Origin of the sequence: Bdellovibrio sp. HCB290, from assembly GCF_047305925.1 — a bacterium.
Taxonomy (GTDB): Bacteria; Bdellovibrionota; Bdellovibrionia; order Bdellovibrionales; family Bdellovibrionaceae; genus Bdellovibrio.
In genome coordinates this window covers 2,253,443-2,277,755 of the sequence record NZ_CP178620.1, presented here as the reverse complement: position 1 = coordinate 2,277,755, position 24,313 = coordinate 2,253,443, and the positions used below count along the sequence as shown (strand labels likewise).

General features: G+C 46.7%; 21 protein-coding genes and 1 pseudogene. 7 read left to right on the top strand and 15 right to left on the bottom strand.

Annotation, left to right across the window (positions count from 1 at the left end; genetic code table 11):
- Positions 1-63: 63 nt before the first annotated feature.
- Genes ACLVWU_RS11260 through ACLVWU_RS11250 form a run of 3 tightly spaced genes read right to left on the bottom strand, consistent with a single transcriptional unit; the run spans position 64 to position 1,958 of the window.
- On the bottom strand, positions 64-963 hold the full coding sequence (locus ACLVWU_RS11260) for a serine protease spb1 (protein WP_413574796.1): 900 nt from the start codon (positions 961-963) through the stop codon (positions 64-66).
- The gene (locus ACLVWU_RS11255; RefSeq protein ID WP_413574795.1) at positions 960-1,403 is read right to left on the bottom strand and encodes a FixH family protein; all 444 of its coding nucleotides are present in this window, start codon (positions 1,401-1,403) and stop codon (positions 960-962) included. The genes ACLVWU_RS11260 and ACLVWU_RS11255 overlap by 4 nt, the downstream gene beginning before the upstream one ends.
- Positions 1,404-1,958 carry a thioredoxin-like domain-containing protein gene (locus ACLVWU_RS11250; RefSeq protein ID WP_413574794.1) on the bottom strand — a complete coding sequence of 185 codons (555 nt, stop codon included), beginning with the start codon at positions 1,956-1,958 and terminating at the stop codon, positions 1,404-1,406.
- 110 nt (positions 1,959-2,068) lie between these two features.
- On the opposite strand from ACLVWU_RS11250, the gene ACLVWU_RS11245 reads away from it, so the two are divergent.
- Together ACLVWU_RS11245 and ACLVWU_RS11240 are read left to right on the top strand one after the other, a co-directional pair.
- The gene (locus ACLVWU_RS11245) at positions 2,069-4,162 is read left to right on the top strand and encodes a site-specific recombinase (RefSeq protein ID WP_413574793.1); all 2,094 of its coding nucleotides are present in this window, start codon (positions 2,069-2,071) and stop codon (positions 4,160-4,162) included.
- A gap of 338 nt (positions 4,163-4,500) precedes the next feature.
- Positions 4,501-6,120 (top strand): S8 family serine peptidase, encoded by a 1,620-nt coding sequence (locus tag ACLVWU_RS11240; protein ID WP_413574792.1) that lies wholly within the window; start codon positions 4,501-4,503, stop codon positions 6,118-6,120.
- A 411-nt stretch (positions 6,121-6,531) separates the two neighbouring features.
- On the opposite strand, the pseudogene ACLVWU_RS11235 reads toward ACLVWU_RS11240, so the two are convergent.
- Positions 6,532-6,837 (bottom strand): annotated as a pseudogene (locus tag ACLVWU_RS11235) (transposase); the annotation flags it as partial.
- Positions 6,838-6,956: 119 nt separating this feature from the next.
- Here ACLVWU_RS11235 and ACLVWU_RS11230 point away from each other — a divergent pair.
- Positions 6,957-9,173, top strand: a complete 2,217-nt coding sequence (locus ACLVWU_RS11230; RefSeq protein WP_413574791.1) for a cation:proton antiporter — start codon at positions 6,957-6,959, stop codon at positions 9,171-9,173.
- Positions 9,174-9,296: 123 nt separating this feature from the next.
- Positions 9,297-10,592 carry a cytochrome c biogenesis protein ResB gene (locus ACLVWU_RS11225; protein WP_413574790.1) on the top strand — a complete coding sequence of 432 codons (1,296 nt, stop codon included), beginning with the start codon at positions 9,297-9,299 and terminating at the stop codon, positions 10,590-10,592.
- A gap of 34 nt (positions 10,593-10,626) precedes the next feature.
- Here the strand turns inward: ACLVWU_RS11225 and ACLVWU_RS11220 are convergent, their stop codons facing one another.
- The 9 genes from ACLVWU_RS11220 to ACLVWU_RS11180 all read right to left on the bottom strand — a co-directional run bounded on the left by ACLVWU_RS11220 (position 10,627) and on the right by ACLVWU_RS11180 (position 20,856).
- Complete coding sequence (locus tag ACLVWU_RS11220; protein ID WP_413574789.1) at positions 10,627-12,003, bottom strand: ammonia-forming cytochrome c nitrite reductase subunit c552; 1,377 nt, start codon at positions 12,001-12,003, stop codon at positions 10,627-10,629.
- A gap of 9 nt (positions 12,004-12,012) precedes the next feature.
- Entirely contained in the window at positions 12,013-12,513 is a 501-nt protein-coding gene (gene nrfH, locus ACLVWU_RS11215) for a cytochrome c nitrite reductase small subunit (RefSeq protein WP_413574788.1), read from the bottom strand.
- 42 nt (positions 12,514-12,555) lie between these two features.
- Positions 12,556-13,959, bottom strand: a complete 1,404-nt coding sequence (locus tag ACLVWU_RS11210; RefSeq protein WP_413574787.1) for an aldehyde dehydrogenase family protein — start codon at positions 13,957-13,959, stop codon at positions 12,556-12,558.
- Positions 13,960-14,429: 470 nt separating this feature from the next.
- Positions 14,430-14,954 carry a YaeQ family protein gene (locus ACLVWU_RS11205; protein ID WP_413574786.1) on the bottom strand — a complete coding sequence of 175 codons (525 nt, stop codon included), beginning with the start codon at positions 14,952-14,954 and terminating at the stop codon, positions 14,430-14,432.
- Positions 14,955-14,996: 42 nt separating this feature from the next.
- On the bottom strand, positions 14,997-15,401 hold the full coding sequence (locus tag ACLVWU_RS11200) for a hypothetical protein (protein ID WP_413574785.1): 405 nt from the start codon (positions 15,399-15,401) through the stop codon (positions 14,997-14,999).
- A 120-nt stretch (positions 15,402-15,521) separates the two neighbouring features.
- A complete protein-coding gene (locus ACLVWU_RS11195; RefSeq protein ID WP_413574784.1) occupies positions 15,522-16,751 on the bottom strand; it encodes an MFS transporter in 1,230 nt (409 codons plus the stop codon).
- Positions 16,752-16,793: 42 nt separating this feature from the next.
- Entirely contained in the window at positions 16,794-18,776 is a 1,983-nt protein-coding gene (locus tag ACLVWU_RS11190) for a C45 family autoproteolytic acyltransferase/hydolase (RefSeq protein WP_413574783.1), read from the bottom strand.
- Positions 18,773-19,339, bottom strand: coding sequence for a LysE family transporter (locus tag ACLVWU_RS11185; RefSeq protein WP_413574782.1), 567 nt, complete (start codon positions 19,337-19,339; stop codon positions 18,773-18,775). The genes ACLVWU_RS11190 and ACLVWU_RS11185 overlap by 4 nt, the downstream gene beginning before the upstream one ends.
- Positions 19,336-20,856, bottom strand: coding sequence for a GH3 auxin-responsive promoter family protein (locus tag ACLVWU_RS11180; RefSeq protein WP_413574781.1), 1,521 nt, complete (start codon positions 20,854-20,856; stop codon positions 19,336-19,338). Before ACLVWU_RS11180 ends, ACLVWU_RS11185 begins: the two co-directional genes overlap by 4 nt.
- Positions 20,857-21,000: 144 nt before the next feature.
- On the opposite strand from ACLVWU_RS11180, the gene ACLVWU_RS11175 reads away from it, so the two are divergent.
- The 3 genes from ACLVWU_RS11175 (at position 21,001) to ACLVWU_RS11165 (ending at position 22,865) form a co-directional block, all read left to right on the top strand.
- The gene (locus ACLVWU_RS11175; protein ID WP_413574780.1) at positions 21,001-21,513 is read left to right on the top strand and encodes a TetR/AcrR family transcriptional regulator; all 513 of its coding nucleotides are present in this window, start codon (positions 21,001-21,003) and stop codon (positions 21,511-21,513) included.
- Between the two features lie 59 nt (positions 21,514-21,572).
- The gene (locus tag ACLVWU_RS11170) at positions 21,573-22,103 is read left to right on the top strand and encodes a hypothetical protein (protein WP_413574779.1); all 531 of its coding nucleotides are present in this window, start codon (positions 21,573-21,575) and stop codon (positions 22,101-22,103) included.
- Between the two features lie 129 nt (positions 22,104-22,232).
- On the top strand, positions 22,233-22,865 hold the full coding sequence (locus tag ACLVWU_RS11165; RefSeq protein ID WP_413574778.1) for a substrate-binding periplasmic protein: 633 nt from the start codon (positions 22,233-22,235) through the stop codon (positions 22,863-22,865).
- On the opposite strand, the gene ppk2 is transcribed toward ACLVWU_RS11165, so the two are convergent.
- Both ppk2 and ACLVWU_RS11155 read right to left on the bottom strand, forming a co-directional pair.
- Positions 22,866-23,672, bottom strand: coding sequence for a polyphosphate kinase 2 (gene ppk2, locus ACLVWU_RS11160; protein WP_413574777.1), 807 nt, complete (start codon positions 23,670-23,672; stop codon positions 22,866-22,868).
- Between the two features lie 102 nt (positions 23,673-23,774).
- A complete protein-coding gene (locus tag ACLVWU_RS11155; RefSeq protein ID WP_413574776.1) occupies positions 23,775-24,257 on the bottom strand; it encodes a hypothetical protein in 483 nt (160 codons plus the stop codon).
- Between the last annotated feature and the right edge of the window lie 56 nt (positions 24,258-24,313).

Sequence of the window (24,313 nt, the reverse complement as noted above, 5' to 3'; positions counted from 1 at the left end):
GGAGACAGCCATCCCCAAGGAGCTAGGTCAGACCGACAGCTCTCTTAGAAGCTCTTGCATATATTATCTTTGCCAGCGGGTTTGGTAGCTTAGAGTGATCGTCTTAGATAACGACGTGTTTTCGGGGGAGCCGAAGAGGGTTTGGTCAGCATAAGAAAGTGTCCAAGCGCTTTCCATTCCTTGCATGTAGTTGAGCATTGTGGACCAAGTTACGTTTTTCTGAATGGCTCCGTTGGAGGTTTGTGCTCCGGAGATTTTTACTGCGTCTTCGTAGAGTCCGCTGAAGCTTGTGCCTAAGCGGAAGTCGCCTTTGTTCCAGCCGCCGCCGATGCTCCAGCCGTGGCCGAAGCCTGGGGTTGCTGTGATAGTTCCACCGTTTGCGGGGCTCGTGAAATCTCTGGCGAAAGATTTGTGCAGTTCCAAGCTTGCGTTGGCGTCGTATCGGCCGAAGATTTTTACTAATGCGACTCCGCCACCTACGGTGAAGAAACCTCTGCCGCGTGAATCAGAAGCTAGGGTGTTCATGGCATCATATATAGAAGGTGAAGTCGGTGCTATCACTTGCAAGAAAGTGCGACCTTTGGGTTTCCAGCGTGAGTAACTTCTTTCAGGCAAAGTTTCGTGCCCTAGGGTTAAAGCGATGTCGCCTAAGCCAGTGCTATTTTCATTTGCAATCGTTCTTGTGGTCACCGGAACTGAGATTCCAGTTTGTACGGTGTCTGATAATAGGGTAGCGGCTTCGATTTTAAATGTTTGGCTGTGATTGCCATCGCCGCGTTTGATCCACTTCTTATTGGCCAGAACATCGTCAGTAACTTCAGCATAGTTTAAAGAAGTGGTTAGTTGGGCTTTGTCGTCGCCCATGATCAGTGCCGGAAATGCAAAGCCTCCTCCGCAGCAACTGGCCGCAGAGGCTGTGTTTGAAAGTCCTAGCAGAAGAAAAAGAGCAGTGAATGATTTCACAGCAACAGGCTCACTGTTGCTTGATCAACTGACGTTGCGCCGTCTTTTAATGAAATTCTGATTTCCCAGTCGCCGGGCATGATGAAGAAAACTCTGCGAACACGGTAAACTCCAGGTTCGATTTTTTCGATTGTTACTGGTGAAGAGCCGTGTCCCATCGAGGGCATCCATAGGATTACGTTCAGAGAACTTAATGGATCTACATAGGGACCGTTTTTTGAGTCAGTGTTTTTCCAGAACTTTAAAGTGAATTCTGACTCTGCAGGAGATTGTGGACCGATGTTCCATTGAACTTCAGCGCATAATCCTGACTGTGGCAATGCCAGGGGGCATTGATCTTGTGATGGATCTGTCTGGACAGAATTGATTGCCTTGGGATCAATATAATCTGGCTGGGCACAGGCAGTTAAAAGTAAGAACAAGCAAGCGACGTATTTCAATTAAGTATCCTCGCGCTGAATGTAACAACCCACTGCGCGGCCTTCTTTCATGCGCACGGGGTTGCCGGCTTGCGTATCTTCGATGGCGTCTTTTAGGAAATGCTTTTTAGCTGAAGGACCTACGTTACTGTCTGTCACACCACCTTGATAAAGAACTTCGCCGTTCGGAGAGATTAAAAAGGCATGGGGAGTTTTCAATGCTTCAAACTCGTTAGCCAGTCGTGACTTTGAATCCTGAATGACTGGAAAGGGCAGGGCCGCCTGGGTGAAGTGATTTTTGGTCATCTCCACATTTTCATCGGTGTTTGAATGAACGCCGACAAAGCTGAAGTCTTTGAACTGAGCTGAAAGATCTTTTAGCAGGGCTTCATGACTTGCAGAACAGGGGCATTTGGCTGAAAGAAAAACTACGACTGTGCCTTTTTTTGCAGCTTTGGATTCTAAATGATGAAATTTGCTGGTTAGCACATCTGTTCCATCCACAGAATTAATTTGTTTAGCAGCCCAGAGTTTCAGTGAGGTCAGTAGAATTAAGCAGCAAATAAGTTGTTTCATAGGTCGCTTGTAACACATGGAGTCTGGCGCGAACAGGCGACAAATCGTTGCACCCTTAGTTTTGACGCGCATTGCTTGCAGGAACTCAGACTGTCGGGCAAAATTTCTGTATGTTTTCGCAACTTAAAAAGTATTTTCATCGATTTAGATTATATAGACGACGCGGTGATGTTCATGCCGACCTGGATGCCTTGCTGGGGTTTGCCGCAGATCAAAAACAACTCGAAGATCAGCTTCATTGGCTGGTGAATCTATTAAGGTGGATTCGCTACGAAGGCCTGCTTTCAGATGAGTTTCGTCACGATTCCAGTCACGTGGCTATCGCGCGCCTGCGTTACGTTTTGATGGTATTGGATCGCAATCCCGAATGGAAAAGGGACGTTGCGGTTATTTTGCGTTCGGTAATTAAAAACGTCAGCGGACTTGAGCTTTATACCGAAACCGGTTTGCCTCGTGAAGTCGGGGTGATCGGCGAGTTCATGGATCGTATGATGATGAAGTTCCTGCCAAGTCCACCGTTGGATCACGAACTTGGTTATTTGTTCTGGGAATTGTTCCCAAGTGACAAGGATCCAATGTGGATTGCGTCTATAGATCACGAACTCTTTACAAAAATTCTGGAGCTATTCAACTACCATACGTCTCCTCTGGAAGCCGATTGGAATCGTATGGAGCGGGATATGGAAGATGCACTCGTGTATCTGGGTATTCAAGTGCGCGCCATTGGATTGTCGCCGGCCATTCGTCACCGCATGGACCGACCTAACTTCCGCGATTCTGCATTCTTCGGAATTGTTTCTGTCCTCGAGGATTTCATTGAAGCCCATCAGTCGGGTCGGCCCGAAGTGTTTTTTGAAAAAGCATCACGCCTGCGATTGATGGTTTGGGAGTGTCGTCGAGAGTTGGCTCAGGTTGATAAACATCTGGATGATTTCGGTGTCAGTATTAATCTGGTTTTCCAGATGACTCGCTTAAGAATCTACCTGCAGCGCATCGATAGCTTAGTGGATATCTTGATCACGGATGTTCCTGACGCAAAAAAAGTAACCAGCTTCGTGGCCAGTTTGATCGAGGAAAATCACGATCTTCAAAGCATAGGCGCTTTGTTGTCACAGAATATCAATTTGCTTGCGCAAAAAGTGGTCGAGCGGGCGGCGGAAACGGGTGAGCATTATATCACGCGTACCAAAGAAGAGTATCGCAGTATGGTTCAGGCGGCAGCTGGTGGTGGTTTTGTCACGGCTTTTACTGTCTACGTAAAAGCGGGTATTCTGGCTACGGGTTTTTCTGAATTCATGATCGGAATTTTGGCATCTGCCAATTATGCGATCAGTTTCGTGGTGATCCATTTAGCTGGATTTACTCTGGGAACTAAGCAGCCTGCGATGACAGGCCCTGCGTTGGCTGAGCACATGCGTGATGTGGGATCTGAAGAGGGAATGGAAAGACTGGTCGACGAGATCGCCCATCTGATCCGCTCCCAAGTGGCTGCTGTAGGTGGAAATATCCTATTGGTTGTTCCGACGACGATGTTGATGGACTCGATTGTGTTTCTAGCCTCCGGTAAGCACATCATGTCAGAGGCGACGGCGTTAAAGTCATTCACTTCGGTGGATATATTTGGTCCTGCGATTTTCTATGCTGCCTTCACGGGTATTTTATTGTGGGGCTCCAGCTTGTTCGCAGGTTGGGGAGACAACTGGTTTGCCTTGAATTCCCTGCGCACAACTTTGGCGCGCAGTCCGACATTGATGACGATCTTTGGTAAAGTGGGCGCTCGTCGTATTGCTTTATTCTTCGAAAAAAATATCTCCGGTTTGTTGGGGAATATTTCATTGGGTGTTTTGTTGGGATTGACTCCGGAGATCATGAAATTCCTGGGTGTGCCCTTGGATGTGCGACACGTGACTCTTTCTTCCGGTGGAATGGGAGCGGCAATTCCGGTTCTGGGAGTGGATTTTTTAAAAACCTGGTTGTTTTGGCGTGCGGTGATTGGTGTCTTAATAATAGGTTTCTTTAACGTATCTGTAAGTTTTGCGATGGCCTTCCTAGTGGCAGTCAAAGCCCGTGGAGTGACTCCACCGACTCGCCGAGCGATTCGCAAGGCCGTCTTTCGCAGAATCCTGCACCATCCGCTGAGCTTTCTTTTGCCAGTTGGAAAAACGGTACCGGAGTCAGCTCCTGGCGGCGGGCATTCTCACTAAAGTAGATGCTCAAATATTGTTCATTGACGTACTTAAAACACCGCAACGCATTAGTTGCGGTGTTTTAATTTTAAGCACTAAAACTTATTAATAATCATAGCTCCCATAAGCAGTTCTAATACTTCCGCATGAATCGGTTCTATTTTTGAACTGGGGTGCCATTTTGGAACTGCATCGCTGCATCACAGTCTTGACAGATAATTTCACTTTTCGAGGCCGAAAATTTATTTTTAGGTGGTTCCAAAAGAGTACTTGATAAAATGTACAGCATGAAATGAACTCCCTCTCCATAAGGACTCCAAAAGGCGAGTCCACGGAATTAGGGGGGGGACCCACACATGAAACTTAATTTGTTTTCACTAATTTTGTCTCTGTTGGTTGCGACATCGGCTCATGCTGAGCGTGTTATCGTTATCATGAAAGACTCACAAACTTTCCAAGCTGCTCACATGGCTTATAAAGTTAAAGGTTCACGCGCACTTAAAACAGGTCACGCAGTTGCGACTCCTGTAAACGCTGAAATCGAACAGAGTCTTGAAAACCTGAACACATTCATCGTGAATGCTGAAGGTGATTCAGAGATCGCGAAACTTCAAAATGATCCAGCAGTTGCTTATGTGGAAAAAGAAGTTTTCCATCCAGCACCAGCTCCAGTATCTGGCTGGTTGTCCACTCCAGTAAGAAACACCCCGACAGTTCCGGGTGCTAAAACTCCATGGGGTATCCTGGCAGTTAAAGCTCCTCAAGCTTGGGCAAAGTCAAATCAAGGTCAAGGCGCTCGCGTATTGGTTCTTGATACTGGTATCGATGCAAATCACCCATCTTTGAAAGCTAACTTCGAACAAGGTAAAGACTTCACTGGTGAATCTGATGGTTCAGACTTCTCCGATAAAATCGGTCACGGTTCACACTGTGCTGGTACTATCGCAGGTGTTTTGGATAACAACGGTTTCACAGGTGTTGCTCCTCAAGCTAAACTTTTGGCAGGCCGCGTGTGCTCTACAGAAGGTTGCTCGAATGCAGCAATCGCTGCGGGTATCAACTGGGGTATCTCTCAAAAAGTTGATGTTATCTCTATGTCTTTGGGTGGCGCATGGTCTACTCCAGGCGAAAGAGACGCAATTGCAAAAGCAGCTAAAGCAGGTCTTACTGTTGTAGCGGCTTCTGGTAACGATGGTAAAGGCCGCGTGTCTTACCCAGCAGCTCTTCCAACTGTAATCGCAGTTGGTGCAGTTGACAGCAACCTTAAAAGAGCTGAGTTCTCTCAATACGGTCCTGAACTTGCGATCGTAGCTCCAGGTGTTGGCGTTGTTTCTTCAGTTCCTCAAGGAACGGGTCGTGAATCTTCGGTGAAAATCAGCGTTGCAGGTAAATCTGCTTCTGTTGCTTCCACAACTTTCCAAGGTGCTCGCGAAGTTTTGAAAGCTGAAACCAATGTTTTGGTTGAAGCGGGTCTTGGTAAAGAAGCTGATTTTGCTGGTAAAGACTTCAAAGGCAAATACGCTTTGATCGGTCGTGGCGAAATTAATTTCTCCGTGAAAATCGAAAACGCTATTAAAGCGGGCGCAGCTGGCGCGGTTATCTACAACAATGCTCCAGGTTTGATCAACGGTGCATTGACTGATGACGGTACGGTTCTTCCGGTAGCTGTGTTCATGATTGAACAAGCTGTTGGTCAAAAAATCGTGGCTTCTTTGAAAGCTGGCAATGAAGTTAAAGCAACTCTTCAAACCGTTGCGACTGACTACGCTGATTTCCAAGGTACATCTATGGCAACTCCACACGTTGCGGGTGTAGCGGCTTTGATGAAAGCTGCGAACAAGAACCTTAACGGCGCTCAAGTAAAACAACTTTTGATGTCCACTGCGGTTCCTCAATCTCCAAACACTAACAATGAATACGGTGCTGGTGTTGTGGATGCTGAAGCGGCAGTCACTGCAGCTCTTTCAGCTAAATAGTTCTAACGAAAATTTGAACTTCAAAAAGGCTCGCTTCAAGCGGGCCTTTTTTTTTAGGTAACTTTTTTAGGTAACAGTTCCCTTTTTGTACTGCGCTCCGTCTAATGGGCTTGGCTTTTTTTGCGCCGTCTTCGGTGGTTTGAATTCACGCCGTCGTAGTCCAAATCTAATGCTTTCCTCTATTTCAGTTTTAAATGGCTCATTCAGCCACTCTATATCTGGAACGATGTGTGGTTGATCTCTGTGAAACCAATCAATCATGTCCCAAGTCCATTCTTGTGGAGTGGTGTTCAAGGATGAGTATTTATGGTCTTCGACGTTTTGGCAGATGCCTGCCCGGACTGGATTTCGGAAGACGTATTTCAAGCAGTTCCAGTAGTAGTCTTCCTGGTGGATGAGTGACCATTGGTATCGGCCTCCGAAGAAATGATTTATACGCTGACATTCGCGATTTGATCTTTTGGCCACTTCGCGATGAAAGTACTTCATGGCTTCACCGATGTTTCGCCGGGGAGTGCTTATCATTAAGTGATAGTGATTGCCCATTAAAACAAATGCGTGAATTTCGCAGTGAAACTGGAGTTTGAGTTGTTCCAGACAATCCAGAAATATCTTCCAAAGAGTTTCAGATTCTAGATAAAAGCTCTCTCGGTTATTTGATCTATTTGTGATGTGGTATGGCTGTTCATCTGTAAGTATTAGTATTTTTCTTGGCATATATTGGTGTGAAGCTAATCTTGAACCAGCCTGGTTTGGCTTTCTATTGTCCAATACGGCGGTGCGTTCCGAAAAGGGAACTGTTACCTCTGGGAGGAAAACGGCGTACCATTTTAGGTATGCATAATCTTCCGGCGTTGATCAGCGATTTGGCTCTTATTCTTGGTACTGCGGGTATCGTTACTCTTTTATTTAAACGTTTAAATCAGCCTGTGGTTCTGGGGTACTTGGTCGCGGGTTTCATTATTGGACCAAAGATTGGTTTGTTCGGGTCGATTACCAGCACCGAGGGTGTGCAACTTTGGGCTGAGATCGGTGTGATCTTTCTTTTGTTCGCCTTAGGCTTGGAATTTAGCTTTAAGAAGCTGTTTCGAGTTGGTGGCTCTGCCAGTTTCACTGCGCTGTTTGAAATCGGGGTCATGACCCTGATTGGTTTCACTACCGGTAAGCTACTGGGCTGGGAGCTGATGGACTGCCTTTTCTTAGGGGGCATTCTTGCGATTTCTTCCACCTCCATTTCAATGCGAACCATTGAAGAGATGGGCTTTAAGAATCTAAAATTCGTCAGCATCGTCATGGGTGTTCTGGTGATTGAAGACCTTGTGGCCGTCTTGCTTTTGGTATTCCTAACTTCGATTGCCTTGACCCGTGAATTTGCCGGTACCGACATGTTGCTGTCGTTCTTAAAGCTGGCCTTCTATTTGGCCCTGTGGTTTGTCGTGGGGATTTTCTGGTTACCAACAGCACTGAAAAGATCGCAGAAGCTTTTAAACGAAGAAACCACTCTGGTCGTCGCCGTGGGGTTGTGTTTTGCGATGGTGGTATTCGCGGTGAAGGTTGGATTTTCTGCAGCCCTGGGTGCGTTTATCACCGGATCCATCTTAGCGGAAACCATCGAAGGGGAGCGCATTCATCACCTGGTCAGTCCTATTAAGAACCTGTTTTCCGCAGTGTTCTTTATTTCCGTGGGAATGTTGATTGATCCGGATGTGATCTCATCCCACTGGCAAGTGATTCTTTTATTGTCCGTACTTGTGATCTTGGGAAAAACTGCAGGTGTGACTGTGGGTGCTTTGTTGTCAGGACAAACGTTGCGAGCCTCCCTGCAAACGGGAATGAGTCTTTCCCAGATCGGCGAATTCTCGTTTATCATCGCGACCGTGGGTGTGGGCTTTAAAGTCGTGCGTCCTGAACTTTATCCACTGGCAGTTTCCGTCAGCGTGGTCACAGCCTTTACCACTCCATTAATGATCCGTATGTCTGATCGGGTTTACCAGGTTCTGGAAAGAAAAATGCCGTCCCGGGTGATCGAGTCCCTGGATCAGTACAGTATGTTTTCAGCTGTCGTCGGGGCTCATAAAGAGTCGCGTGATCAGGTTCGTGCTTATATCTTTAAAATATTCCTGAATGCCGTCATTGTGATCGGGGTGTTTTTACTGATGGCCCGAGTGACTTTGCCTTATATGTTGAACCATCAGGTTGAAGAAGGCTCCGCCAAGTTTTTAACTTTAACGGCAACGTTGATTTTAAGCTCGCCCTTTTTGTGGGCCTTGGCTTTCGGGCGCACAAAGCAATTTGACAGCCTGATGGCTGAAGAAAATCGCGGCACCTCTGATTATGTATTTTTGATTTCGCGAATCACGGTGGCTGTCGGTTTGGTGCTGGCGATGGTTGCGCAGTTTGTTCCGCTGGGTTGGGCATTGGGGATCACCGCCTGGATGGCCATCGTCGTCGGTTATGTCTTGTCGACGAAGTTGCGTATGGTTTACATGTGGTTTGAAAATCGCTTTTTGTCGAACCTTGCGGAAGAGATCAATAAACCCGCAACGCGGGCACACACACCCGAGTTAGCCCCTTGGGATGCCCATTTGACTGAATTTAAAATTCCCCCAGAAGCCGAGTACATCGGTATTCCTTTGATGGAACTTTCCATCCGCGAGCGCTTTGGTGTGACGGTGGCATTGATTGAGCGGGGTCGTTTAAAAATCATGGCTCCGGGGCGTGATGTTTTATTGATGCCATTCGACACATTGTTTGTGATCGGGACGGACGAGCAACTAGTGAAGTTTAAGGAATTTATCGAAGTCGGAAACAAAAACTTTACTTCCGAAACGGATCTGAATGAATATTCACTGGATAAGTATCTGGTGGGCGAGCATTCGGAGTTCCTGCATAAAACAATTCGCGAAAGCGGGTTGCGGGAAAAGACCCACGGCCTTGTCGTGGGAATCGAGCGTGCGGGTGAACGTATTCTAAATCCTGACTCTGCTGAAGTTATACAAGCGGCAGATATTTTGTGGATCGTAGGGGACCGTTCTCGGATCAAGGCTTTATAAGGTAACAGTTCCCTTTTTGTCCTGCGGTGCAGGACAAAAAGGGAACTGTTACCTAAAGGAGGGGACATCAAAAAACTGATTAAGTTCTTTTCTTCATTGCAGTTGGCGGTTATCACCCTGTTGGTGCTTTCCATTCTTATTTGTATCGGAACCATCGTAGAAAGCCGCTACGATGCCGTGGCCGCCAAAGCCTTTGTCTATGGGTCCGTGTGGATGAATCTGACCATGGGGACGCTAGTGCTAAGCCTGATTGCGGTTATCGCATCCCGCTGGCCATGGCAAAAAAAGCATGCGGCATTTATTTGTGCCCACATCGGCGTTATTATGATTTTGGTGGGCGCTGTAATCACGCAAAAGAAAGGCATCGACGGGACCATGCGCCTGATTCCGGGCGAGAAAAATTCAGCGGTCACCGTTTCGGAAACTGAATTGATTTTGTATCGCTCGCAGGACGGCAACAACTACGAAGTTGTGCATTCAGAGCCAGTGGATTTCCTAAAGCATCCCATTAAAAGTGATCAGCCATTTTTGATTAAAACCAAAGAGTCGGACATTGAACTTGTCGAATCAGTTCCCTATGGTTTACCCAAACAAAATGTGCAGAACTCCCTGATCGCGCAAAGTGGGGCTGGGTTGCGCTTTCAAATGACCAACAATCGCATCCAGACCATCGAGTGGCTGGTGCAACGAAACGTCTTTGAAAAAATCAATTACGATATGGGTCCTGTGCTGCTTTCGATGGGCGGTCTGTGGGATCGGAATTTACAACGACATGAAATCCGCCTGGTTCCAAAGGACAAAGGGGCCCAGTACGCCTTTTATCGCCAGAACGAAAAAGATCCAGCCTTTAAAGGGGAAATCGCAGAAGGTGGCAAGGTGGTTACTCCGTGGATGGGTTTGGAATTCCGCATGCTTCGCTATTTTCCAAAAGCGGAAGTGAAGTGGGATCTGGAAAAACTGGATCATCCGACTCCGCAATCGGTCGCGGCTTTGTTGGTACGACAGGGTGGACATGAAAACTGGCTGTTTTTAAACGACTACTTAAAGATCTTTACCGAAAGACATGTTTACCTGCTAGCTTATCGCAATCGTCAGGTGGATTTGGGATTTCCGTTGGAGCTGAAGAACTTTAAAAAGTTGCAGTATCCTGGCAGCACCAAAGCGATGGCTTATGAGAGTTCCGTTTCTTATGGGGATGATGGCAAGGAAGCTTTGATCTCGATGAACGAGCCTTTGCAGCACGAAGGCTTTAGTATTTATCAGGCAGGGTTTGATCAACTGCCGAATTCATCTCAGTTCGTAAGTATTTTGTCGGTGAACCGTGATCCTGGAAGGATTCTGAAATATATGGGTTCATTGATAATGACTCTGGGAATTCTGCTTCTATTTTACTTCCGAAAACAATACAGCCGAAAGTAAAAAAGCCCGACTCTCAGGCCGGGCTTTTTTGGATCTATTTTTTATCTTTATATCTCTGTACAGCCATAATCCCCTTACGAGAATTATCGATCGACTCGCCAAAGATGCGGGCCGATTCCTGCGGAGCATGGAAGCCTGTGGAGTTTTCTGCCTCAACAAAATCAAACATGAACTGCGCATGGCGCTGGAAGTTTCGGGCCGCTTCCAGGTCCTTGTTCGGTGTCTTGGTCAGATCCACATCCTTATACGGTTTTAAGGCATTGATCAGATCAATCAGCGCATCAAAAGCTACATCGCGCAGTTTGTGATGGCGGTCCTGAATAGCATTTGCACGGTCTGCAAGTTCTTTTTCAGGTACGTTATGGCAAGTTTGGCAGGCGCGATTGATATTCAAAAGTGGACTGCGAACCCAGTGATCAGTGACTTTCATCGCTCCCACGCGCTGATAAGGCATGTGGCAATCCGTACATGCGACGCCGGCACGGGCATGAGTTCCTTGCGAGAACATTTCAAACTCTGGATGCTGGGCTTTTAGCACTGAAGCCCCTGTATCTTTGTGAATCCAGTCTTTGAATTTCTCCTGATCATAGTAAGCGATGATCTCTTCAACCTTGATACCTTTACTCCAAGGATAAGTCAGAGTTTTACCGTCGCCTTTAAAGTAGTATTCAACGTGGCACTGGGCACAGACGTAGGTGCGCATTTCCTGGCGTGAGGCCATTTTGTTCACGTCATATTCTTTAATACCCTGTGTAGCTTTAAAAGCCTTGATGCCTTCCAGGAAAGCAGGACGGGTAATACGTAAAGACATGTCTTTAGCATCATGGCAGTCGATACAAGAAACCGGATGCTTGGCCATTTTAGAGACTTCTTTGTAAGGGATTTTATTCATCTCGTGAAAACCCTTTTCCAGATCGCCGTTACCCAGTTTTTTATAAATCGAATATGTGGAAGCATGACAGTTCAGGCAGGCGCCGGGTTGCTTCACCACTTCCTGACGCTCGGTCAATTCCTGATCTAACAGCATATAGGCATGACCGCGCTCTTCGCGGAAATCTTTTGAAAACGCATAACCGTTCCACATTACTTTCAGCCGCGGATCTTCATCCAGCTTCTGCACAGATGTAAAAGTTCTTGGGTCTTTGGAAGTCGGAAGGTGAGGGAAGGCCTCGGAGCCGCCGTACTTGGTACGAGTCATATCAGAGCTTTTCAAATAAGATTCGTACTGGTGAGGAAAGTTTTTTCCCCAGATGGCCGGATCCTCGATGTCATCCGTGATTTCCACAACACGATAGAAAGTTTGCTTGCCCTCTTGTTTGCGTTCAAAGATGTTTACCAGTAGGGCGGCGGCAATGACCGTCAACAGAGTCATTCCGGCAACAATTAAAAGATTTCGTTTGGTCGGTGACATCGGTATCTCCTATTGTCCGTGCCCCACACCGCGGTGGCAGTGCAGGCAATTCTTCACGTTATCTTCAGTGCCTTTATGTGCCCCAATGTCCATGGCTTGAACCATAGGTTGATGGCAGGCAAGGCAGCTTTTCAGTGCGATATTGCGACTGTGTTCTTTAATTTGAATCGGTTCGTGAAACTTTTGCGAAGTGAAGGCCCAGCCATGGGCAAAACCATTCATGGCTTTGACGGCATACTTCGCTGCCATATTTCCATGAGGCAAATGGCAGTCATTGCACTTCGCTACATACTGATGACCGGACTTGCTCCAGGAATCGTAATTAGACTGCATGATGTGGCAGTTAATGCAGGCCTTCGGATCATCCAATAGGTAGGAGTACCCTTTGGCGTAGATAAAAGAGTACGCGCCAAGTCCGATGAGTACCCCTAAGAGTACGAAGACAGCAGTGCTTAGAAGATTCTTTGAATTCACATCAAAAGAGTAAATGAAAACCTTTTGAAAACGCAACCTAATATAAACACGAAACTGTCGCGTGAATTAACACAGTCTTTACAATTTGAAACGAATCAGTGATTTCAACAGGCTCAATTTGCCGCTGTCATATGGCGGATATAAGAGCTTCATGAATCGTCCTGCCCAGCCTTGTTTGAAGATCGCTTTCTTGTGAGAAAACGTTTCCATGCCGAATTCGCCATGATAAGAGCCCAGACCGCTGGGGCCGACTCCGCCGAAGGGAAGATGCGGATTCATTAGGGAAATCAGCGAATCGTTCACTGACAAGGAACCAGAACTGGTTTCTTTCATCACCATGTGAAGGTTGAAATTGGAATTTGAATAAAGATAGATCATCAACGGCTTGGGATTGTCATTTATGTAGGACACAACCTCACTTAAGTCCTTGAATGTCATGATTGGCAGAATGGGTCCGAAGATCTCCTGATTCATGATCTCCGCCGTGGGTGGAATTTTATCCAAGAGCGTGGGTGCGACATAGTGCTGGTCCAAATCGACTTCGCCGCCGGCTAAAATCGTGGTGTCATTTGCCAGTGCATTTTCTAAAAGGCCCTTCAGGCGACCCGTGTGTTTGCGATTGATGATTCGGGCAAAGCTTGCGGAGGACTTTACAGCTTCTGGATTCTTGCCAAAGGAATTTTCAATTTCTGTTTTCAACAATCTGACAAAGTGATCGTGAACGTCAGCTTGTACAAAAAGATAGTCAGGTGCAACACAGGTCTGTCCTGCGTTGAAGAACTTGGCCCAGGCAATTTTTTTAGCAGCCTCGTGCAGATTCGCACTGTTATCAACAATGGTCGGAGACTTGCCACCAAGTTCCAGAGTGACGCGGGATAAATGCTCTGAAGCTCCACGCATAACGATTCTTCCCACGGACGTGCTGCCAGTGAAGAAGACATGATCAAAGGGATGCTTTAAAAGTTCGGTGGTGGTTTCGGGACCACCTTCGATCACAGCTACTTGCTCGGCCTTAAAATGTTTCGCCAGCAAGCCATGCATCAACCGGCTACAGTGAGGTGCATATTCAGAGGGCTTGATCGTCACACCATTTCCTGCCGCCAAAGCAGATACCAGCGGCGACAGGGTCAGATAAATCGGATAATTCCAAGGGGAAATAATCAAACAGGCGCCCAGTGGCTCCAGACGAGTGAAGCTTTTTGATCCCATTAGCATGGTGGGAGTCTTGACTCGTTTTAATTTCATCCATTTTCGGATTTTCGCTTTCGCGAAGCGGAGTTCTTTTAGCAAAGGCAAAACTTCAGACATCAGGGCTTCAACTTCGGGTTTCTTGAAGTCCTCGTACAGGGCCTTGCAGATTTCGGTTTGATGATCGGTGACCAGGCTTTCAAGTTTTTCCAGATGCGCCAAGCGGATCTGATAGTGGTCGTTGCGCGAGCGCGTGGCGAAATTCTTTTGGTGAAGCACGAGTTGTTCGATCATGAGAATAGCTTAGGCAAACAAAAGGGGTTCGTAAAGCAAAGCATGCATGAAAACAAAAAAATGGGGGAGCACCTGCTCCCCCTGAATCGTGAGGGGAACCACCAAACCCTCATGATCCACAAACTATTTATTTCGACTCCTCACTCGCTCTGGTCGTCGGACCATCGTGAGCCACAGGGTGTATAAAACAACTCCCGAGTAAAAGAGGCAGAAAACTGCAACTTCTCTTAATTCCATTCTTCGTACCTCCTTCTTGAGTACTTCCTTTTTGAGGGTATCAGCTGGCCTTCCGTGGCCTTCATCCCCCTCTCAGAGCGTCCATGCTCTGTTGTAAGTAAGACGAACTGCCCCCTGACAGGGGTTAATGGGAAAAATAAAAAAAAGCAAAGAACGGCCTTTTAGGCCGATTTGAATGGGATTTGCGCAGGGAAAACAGGGGGTTATTGAAATAAATAAATATTCTGTGGGAGTTACAAGGGAACTGATTTTAGTTCACTGGTGAAGGTTTGCTCGCCCACGGTTACATCCAGTTGTCCTTGTTGCATTAACAGCGACCAGCGATTGTTTTTTTCCGTGACCTTGCCAAGCTCTTCCAGAAAATCAGCTTTGAATGCAAAGATCTGAAGTTCTTCAGCGCGATGAACTTCGTTATTGCGAATCTCAGTTAAAAGCACTTCGGGATTCTTATAGGTAAAGATCATGACTTGTTTTGCGGTCTTGGAAGCCTTGTGCAGCTTGCGGGCTGAGGGATTGCCAATCTCGATGCAAAGTTCCACGGAATTGTGCAAACCCATTTTTCGTAAGGCCGGGGACTCGGGGTCTGCCAATCCGCCCGGTGTAAATTCCAGGCCTTCCTGATAGGCCAGGCAATAGGCAAGGACACGGCTTAACATGTAGGGGTAGGTTTCAGAAGGATGCTGGGCTACGCGAAAATCCAGGGATTCATAAACGCTTCGATCTATATCGGACACATCAATTTGAAAACGATAAAGCATTTAAAAATCCCCCCGGATGACAAAGAACCAAGTATAGCTGAATTAGTGCTGCGTGGAAATTGTTAATGTGTGATCGTTATGCACTTCGAAACGAACGCTGCTAGCGCCCGCTTCCACGGCCTCAGCAACACCGCTTAAAGTTTGCGAGCAGGATTCCATGCTATCCACAGTGCCAGTCAGTTGCGATGACAACAGATTGCCGCGGAAGAAGACCATCAACGTGGTTTTACCAATGCTGGTATGGCATTTAATGCGAAGAGTTTGTGCGCCCGCAGGCTCAAGATTCAGGAAAATACCGCCGCTAAATTTTGAAAGAGGTTTAAGCTCTACTTTGCCGGCTTGAACCGGAACCTCCAAAACGCCTTCCACAGGACCGGAACCGCCAGCTTGAGCGGCACCCGAAAAAGCGATCACAGATACGATCATAAGTTTGCTCATCAAATTCATTTTTGACTCCTGAATGAATGTTCAGGACTCACAAAGTGCACGTGGCATACCAGCTAAGGAGGCATATAGGCGCGTTGAAAACTGAGAGAGCATTTTTTGACGCCCTAAAAGGGCGAGCGTCTAAATTTTATCCATATCCATCTTACGCAGGGTCGGTGATTTCCAAGCGATAATTCCCACGGTAAGCAGGCACATAAGAGCTCCAAAACAGGCAGCGGGAACCGTGCCCAGAAACTTCGCGGCAACGCCGGATTCAAATTCACCAACTTCATTGGAGGAACCAATAAACATCGAATTCACAGACGAGATTCTGCCACGCATATGATCCGGGGAAACCAACTGCACAGCAGTGCTCCTCACGATCACACTGACACTGTCAAACACACCACTGAATGCCAGTGCAAACAGTGACAGGAAAAAGTTCTGACTTAAAGCGAAAACCAGAATGCTGACCCCAAAGCCAGCGACTGCGAACAAAAGTTTGCGACCGGCGTTCTTACGAATTTCAACCCGGGTTAAGTAAATTCCCATCAGTGTTGCACCGAACGCAGGGGCGGCCCGCAGAAGTCCCAAGCCACGTGGGCCCACATTTAAAATTTCGCTGGCAAAAATCGGCAGCAAAGCTGTGACTCCACCAAACAGGACAGAAATCATGTCCAGTGATAGAGCTGGCAAAAGAATGGGATGACCAAAGACAAACTTCAGACCACTTTTCAGTTCCTCAACCATGGCCCGTGATTCACCCGTCAAGTCCGGGGCGTCGATTTGCATTTGTATCGAGTGAGTCGCAAACAGTGCTCCCAATAACAATACGAATATAACCGAATAGGAAACCTCCATTCCCAGAAAACCAAATATCAATCCACCCAGTGCGGGACCTGCCACGCGAGCTGTTTGCATCGCGGTGCTCATCCACGCCAGGGCTTTGGATAGTCCTTCACGCTTGGTGAGTTTGGGAAGGATCGCATACATCGATGGTTGGGAAAATGCGCGTGCGGCGCCAGAAAACACTGAAGACAGGTACAATGCCAGAATCTGCCAGTGATCGCTCCAGTGTTTGCCATAGAAGGCGGCAATCAGAAGAATTATAGAAGACAGTAAGCTTCCCTGCAAAACCCAGCGATAAACTTTAAGGGGGCGGGACCGGTCGACGATGTAGCCCGCGTAAAGGGCAAGTCCCAGTGCGGGGATGGCTTCTGCCAGGCCCACCAGGCCCAAAGACAAAGGATCTTTGGTGAGCTCGTAAATCCGCCATCCAATAACCACTGCCTGCATTTGCACAGCAAGAGTAAAAAGAAATCGGGCAGAGATTAGTTTTTTAAAATCAGAAAGGGCGGTGGAGGCTTCCATATGCCTCTAGTCATACGCCCTTTGCCTGATAAGTGGAAGAACTTATTCGACAGTTCCCAGTCGGATTTCAGCATCCAGCACAACAGGCAGCTGGGCCTCTTGTTGCAGACTTTTTTGCAGGTCATACAGCTCTTTTTGGCGAGGATATTTCAGAATCAGCGACTGCAAAATCTCTTTGGCTCTGACTCTGAAATTATTCCGGGCAACGTCAGAACGCAAAGCTTGAGGTTTCAATGTTTCCGCACGGAACTGCCACATATCCAATTGGAAGTTTTCGTAGGCGTGCAGTTGTGGTCCCAATCGCGCAGCAATGGTGGTCATGCGCATTTGAGCATCGTTCAAATCTTTGAACGCGATATCGCGTTGTCCACTTTGAATATTCTTAGCGGCACGTAAGATCTTGATTCTTGCCCACATGAATTCGTAGGGAAACTCAAAGACTTCGCTTTGTGCTGCTGTTCGTGATGCGGTTTCAAGTAATGCCAATGTGCGATCAAGTCCCGCAACTGTGTCGTGATCCTGTTCATTTACAAGGTAAGACTGAACATAATATTTCATGGAGTCATACCAAGCAGATTTATTTGGATCCTCCCAGGCTTTTGTGGTTCCCAGAATTTCCACAGGCGAAGTTTGGTTCGGTCCTAACAGACGGAATCCCACAAAGTGAGAGCGGTTGGTCGGGTAGGTTTCTGCAACACTCATCCACCATTCCTGACGAGCGGGAAGCATCACATGAGTAGCCGCCGTGTAAAGCTTGGTCGTCGTGCGACCAAAGGCACGGGGACCTACTAATTCATCTGTATGACCGCTCAGGCGATTGATTACCCATTGGGTGTCAATGTTGCCGAAATCAAATTGCAGGGCTTTTTCAACATGGGCCAGGCGGGCTCTGGTTTCCAAAGTTTTATTAAGACTGTATTCGTATCCTTTCTGGCTGGTCTGCAGACCCAGAAAGTGATTGCTTTGCCCCAGAAATTTATTTTTTGTACGTCGGGCGACAACGACCGTGTCACCACTTAGTTCAATGGAAGCTGTTTCATCGGTTTTCGCGTCAGAGATAAAGAAAGTCCAGGCACCAAAACCTTTGCGATTTTGAATATAGGCAATTGCTTCATTCAAGGAGCGTGCTTTTAGAAGAACTGAATGTAAAAGGAACGGGGCGACGTCAGATTGCTCGGTCGGGTAGCTGATTTTTGTTCCTTCAGTTTGCAGCTCGTGCAAGCTCACTGACAGACCGTGATTGTTAAATCCGCTGATTCCACCTGCATAGTGCAGACCTGCCGATGCAATTCCGACAGCCGTCGTTCCGTTGCTTTGACGATTGATCACCACAACTTGATCGGGTTCAAAGAATCCAAGCAGACCTGTATCAAAGTTACGACCATGAAGAAGGGCCCCATCCCTGGAGCTGCTTGCAGAAGCACTGATCCCTGTGCAACCCATTTTTATGGATCTTAAACCTCGAGCTAAAAGTTTGAAGGGCTTCAGTAAAGAGTTGCCAATAAAATACGGCGCGCAGGAAGCAAAGACCTGACGGGAGGCTTTGCGTGGATCTTCTTCCATTTGTCTTTGCATGGAATCAGCAAAGATCGAAAACTCCACCATGTAGTTGCTTTCCTCATATGCTTTCCAGTCGACGGAGCTGCCGGCATCTTTAAGGCCGCGGTAGAGGTTTTTTAAGCCGACTTTGAAGTCATTTGAAACACTGGCTTTGTAGTTGTTGATCACGCATTTTTTGATCAACTGCAATTGTTCGCGGGATTTTGAATCAAGTGCCGAAAAGGCGCGTTCGGAGCGCACTTGTACGCCACGCAATACGCCGGATTCAATTTCTTTTCTTAGGAAATAACCATGGAAATAAGCGGTATCCGCGTAGCCACCATTCAGATCCAATACGTGGACTTTTTTTGAAGTGCCCGGAGCCTGGCAAACAAAGTGTCGCTGACCGCGTAGTTCATTCTTAAGAACACAGTCAGCAAAGGCTGAGCCTGGAAGTAAAAGCATTAAAAAGATTAAACGTTTCATAAAAGCTCCATGGAAAGATAAATTGAAAAGCAAAAGAAACCGCAGGCAGCGACAAGTTCAATATTTCTAAGAAACTTTCTAATTGAACCGTGCAGTTGCTTTAAGCCCCACAGCAGAGTCAAAAATCCTGCAATAAAGGCCAAAGAGTAAATGCTGGCCCCCAGCCAAAGGGAGTTCGTTTTGTTCAAATGAACAAATAGACCTGCATAAATCAGAACCAGGTGGAAGTTTGAAAGAGTCAGTGTCAGGCTTTTACCAAAGCCTAATTGAGTTGCTTCCATATCCTGAGCAGGCTTTCTGGAAAGCAGCACATGCAGTGAATAGACTAAAAGGACCACGGCAGTCAGGCCGGTCAGAATATTTCTGAGCCAGGGATGATGTAATAACGGGCTTTGTAACAGGAGAATCGCCAGGGCGATATAAATTAGATCGCCCAATAAAAAACCCGCAATAGAGGACCACGGCCAGGTGCGAAGGCAGACCAGGCTGCGAATTATACTAAAGCTCGCTGGCCCCACCGCAAAAGCTGATATAAATCCCAAGGAAGACATCCATAGAATCATTGGAGAGCCCCTGCTTGTTCTATATTTTGGCGAATGAAGTTGAGGTACTCTTCCGCAGTTTCAAATGTGGTTTTCATTTTAAATTGACCACGGCTGCGGTTTTTTTCAAAGTATGCCTGCAAGTACTCAGCATTCATGATCTGCACTTGCGCGGGACCCAGGACACCAACTTCGCGGCAATCGCGATAGTCGCCATTAAGGCGTTGCATTTCTTGATCTAAAGTTGCTGCCATAGCTATGGAGTCAATGTCCGAGTTTTCGGGGACAAATAACGTCCAAAGGTAGTTTGTTTTTCCGTCCAGAGTTCCCGGGGACAGAAAGTAGTGGCGCAAATCTACATTGCGTGAGTTCTTAGTGTTCAAATAGCAATTCAAAATATCATCATCGCTGACTTTTTCGGCCGCCAGATTCATGCCGGTAGATTTTCGGCCCACAAATTCAAATACCAGATCGCCATCAGCCAAATCAAAGCTAACCACATCCTTCATAGAATAGTGAATCATGCCGTTGGGAGTCCCGACATTCAGGAAATACGGTACGCCCATTTCGATTTGGTGCAGTCCCAGGTTCTTCTTTTTTCCCTCTACCGGAGTGAAAGAGTAAAGCAAATCTGGATTCAGAAAGTAACGTTGGCGGCCATTCGCGTATTTATCATAGGGCAAACCAATAGCAGCTTCAGTTGAGGCATAAACACCGTAGTAATTCAGTTCATGGCCCACCAGGCGATCAATGCGCTCCTGGTATTGTTTGATCGGAGTTGCCGCATAAACGAAGACCTTAAGATTAGGCCAGATTTCGTTGATGTGCTTTTTGCCGGTTTTCTCCAACACGGCTTCAAAGATTGAAATAAGGTAAGTGGGAATGCCGCTGACGACTTGAATATCCTGCTGAATGGATTCATTTATCAGCATCTCAATTTTTTTGTCCCAGTTCGAAATGGTCAGTACTTCACGGCTGGGGAAGGTGTTCTTCGCCAGCACCTTAGGAACGCGGGTGGAAAGGATGCCGGAGATATAGCCAAATTTGAAACCATTTTGAGAGTAAAGATAAGGATCAGAGCCGAAAGTCAGGCGGCCTACTTTCAATAAATTGATCGAAGGCTCCAGAGTTGAAATTTTGCTGGCGATTCGTTTTTGGGATTTGATGAACATACGAATCATGCGTTCGTTGTAGGGGAGACGCTTGGAGTCTTTACCGGAGGTTCCAGAAGTCAGACCAAAGTAGTCAGCTTTATCTTTAAAAAGAATATTCTTGTGGCCGGCGGCGATCATATCAATGTAAGGGGCGTATTCGTCGTACTCGAACGCCGGAACGTGATTTACGAACTCTTCATAGGAGTTGATATAAGAAAGACGCAGGTCTTTATAAAGACGGGTTCCTGTCATCGCGCGCTTTAGACTCTGGAAGGTGCGTTCCTGTTTTTCAAGAAGATCCTGATGATTAACAGTCATTCTGTTTCCATAAGTCTTCAGGTATTTTTGGCCCAGGGAGTGGACGACATTATTTACTGTAAACATAAAGATCTCCTTTGTTTTCAATAAAGGAAATTTATTTCGTAACAAATTGTTTGGGTACTGGTTGCGTTGACAGGAATCGCTGGTTTCTGTCGAATTACGCGGCAATCATTGACAGAAATCACCAAGACTTGTCAAAATTGCTGTATGGCAACTCAATCCAAAGAAGAAATCTATTTTGCAGTCTGCAACGCTATCTTGAAGATGGAAGTGGCTAAAGGTCATTTGCAGTGGACGTTGTCTGATATCTCCCGTGAATCCGATGTGACTCGCTCGTTGATTTACTATTACTTTGGAAAAGAGAAGGATAAGGTCTTGGAAGAGGCCTATAAATTCGTTATCTCCCAGATATTCAACATTGAACGAACTAAAACCGTGGGGATTCGAGAGCGTTTACGGGACGTTTTGCGAGACGTGAAGAATATGCCCTATCTGTTTGTACTGTATTATCTGGAAAAGAATGCCGACACTCAGTTTGGAAAAATGATCAATCAGGCGGAAGCACTTTTGTTAAAAGCTATGCAAAATGAATTTCCCGACCTCAATGAAACCCAGATTCTGGAGATTTACTTAAAGGAGTTGGGGGCGATAGCGTTCCAATTACCACCTGAAAATGTGGATCATCTTTTTGTCGATTACATCCGTAAGAATTCACCGTAAAAATACACTTTGAATGGCCCTGGAAAGTTCTCCAAGATGGAATTAACCAGGAGAAGCTCATGGAATTACTTGAAACCTCTGATATTCCACCAGAGGTGCTGCACTCTGTGCAGAGTTTTCTGTCATTCGTAAACATTGATCAAACCATTCTGGTGATTGGCTCTGGCGCCAACACCCTCCCTGATAAGTTCCGTAAACGAGGTTTTGATGTGGTTATCGTTGAAGATAATCCCGAACGCATTGAGAAATGGCGGGGCGAGGGCTATCAGGTTATTGAGGGCGCACCGGCTGCTCTGGGAACATTGAGGCTGCCAAAAGTAATTGGCGGTATTTGGGCAGGCTCCGCCTTCGAGCACACTTCAGAAGTTGATTTGGAGCACTCGTTGGAGGTCCTGCATTTGATTCTGCCGAACAAAGGAGCTTTGTTTTTCTCAGTTCCAAAAGGGACTGGAGAGGTGCGTACTGGTGATCAAGTGACGCAGTTTTATTCCGAGGCAGAAATTCGGAAAATGCTGGAGGATCGACATTTCACCATTGTATTACTGGATGCGCAGGCGCCCAGTATCATCACGGCCGTCGTCAGTAGATAGCCCCTTTCTTGGTGGGGTTTTTCAAAATCAACTTGCTTATTTGTGCTGGTGAAATTTAACTAAATTATGCATTGGCACATTCTGCTGCTTCTTTTTTTCTCGTTGTCGACCCAGGCGAAAACATCGTTTGTGACGTTTCCAATTCCTTTGATGGTGGAAAGCTCGACCGAAGGTGTTTTCATTAATTTGACCCGGGATATTGCCAAGCGCAGTAAAACAGATTTGAAAATCGATGTTTTGCCAACAGGGAATGCCATTTTAAAATTTACAAGCGGTGAAGTTGACGGTTTATTTCCGGCTCTGGATGTTTACACTCCAAAAAATTCTGTTCGCTCTTTGCCTTTTTATGAAAAGGTGGATTACGTTTTCTATCGTAAGACATCGCCTTTAAAAACTATCAAAGATCTTGAAGGCAAGAAAGTGGGGCTGACATTCCGCTATCCCTATGCGGTGGAGTTAACCACGAATCGAAGGATCAAGTTTGTTTTTTCCGGCGACGATGTCACCAATATGAAAAAGTTGGCAGAGGGATCAATTGATGCCTTCGTGGTGGAAGAGCGTTCAGGCTTGCGTGCCCTGGAATTAAGCCGCGCCAAAGGAATTGCCTTTGATCCCGACAGTCCGTTGTCCAAGCAGGAAGTTTACTATGCCTTCCAGGACACGGAAGGCGGGCGCAGTATGGCCAAGGCCTTTAGCGACATCATTCTGCAAATGAAAAAAGACGGCAGCCTGGATAAGCTTCTTTCTTATCAGCAGAAATAGTTAGTAGTGATCAGCAATAATTTTCATTTTCTTGAAATCCCCATGACGGTTTTTTATCCTTCTTTTTGGAAAGCTCGCAGATTTTTTCGGCATCGATTTGTAAGGCACGTTTTTCAGAATATGCCGGATGATATTCAGATGCACTTTGCGCTTGTCTTCTGAAATAGCCACATGCCAGGGGGCCCAGGACGTGTCGGTTTTGGCCAGCATCTCGTCGCGGGCTTTGGTAAACTCATCCCATAAACCAAAGGATTTGATATCCATCGGGGAGAGCTTCCAGGTTTTTCTGCCATCATGAATGCGATCCAAAAGGCGTTTTTCCTGCTCTTCCGGGCTGACTTCAAGCCAGTATTTAAGAAGGATAATTCCTGAATCAATCATGGCCTTTTCAACCATGGGCACTTGGTTTAAGAATCTATGTACTTCGCTTTTATCCGCAAAGCCCATGACTCGCTCAATCCCCGCACGGTTGTACCAACTGCGATCAAAGATAACGATTTCGCCTGCGGCCGGAAAATGCGCGATATATCTTTGCATATACATTTGCGTCTTTTGTCGGTCCGAAGGTGTTGGCAGGGCGACAACACGAAAGACCCGGGGGCTGACCCGGTCGGTGATGGCTTTAATGGTGCCGCCTTTGCCGGCGCCATCGCGCCCTTCAAAGACAATGCAGACTTTCAAGCCTTTGTGCACCACCCATTGTTGCAGCTTTACCAGCTCCTCGTGCAGTCGGCGCAATTCACTTTCGTAGTATTTTCTTTTGATATTTACGGTAGATGTTTCGGGTTCTTTTTTTGCTTTTGCCATGGGGACCCCTTTGGAAAACGGATCCCTTCAAATATATTCCAGATACTTCGCTGTTAAAAGATGCACTATCGTGTCTTCAGGCAGGCCTTTTGGGTTTCCTGGTTAATGGCCCGAGCTGCAAGCGTTTTGCACAAACTCCATGCGGCCCTCTTTGTGATCTGCCAACGCAAACTGAGATTTGCGTCCCAGGAGTTGCGCGCTTCCTCTGATATAGCCACCAGCAGTCGTTACTGGAAAATCAGAGCGCATATGCAAGACTGTTTTTGAGCCAGACTTCAGGCGAATCTCTGTGCCTGACATTTCGGTGATATCGGTAAGAAGACAGTTGTCGATTTGATCGGCTGCTCCGTAGGGTACTCTTTTTAGTGAAGCCAATAATGCGCGTTTCGCAGTTGCACTATCTGAAGGAACTTCCACGATACAAACTACACCAAAATTGTCGTTGGACATACTGAAGCATCTATTCCAAGGAGACGTGGATTCTGCTTGAGAAGGTGTTCTTTTAGTTGGCTCGTCCGCTGTTGTTGCGGGTTTTGTCGCACATCCAAGAAGTCCCAACAGTAAAATCGCTGCAATCGTTCTCATAAAGTTCCTTATTGTTAATTAGTCTATTTCAGGATGGACAGTGTTGAGGATTTTGT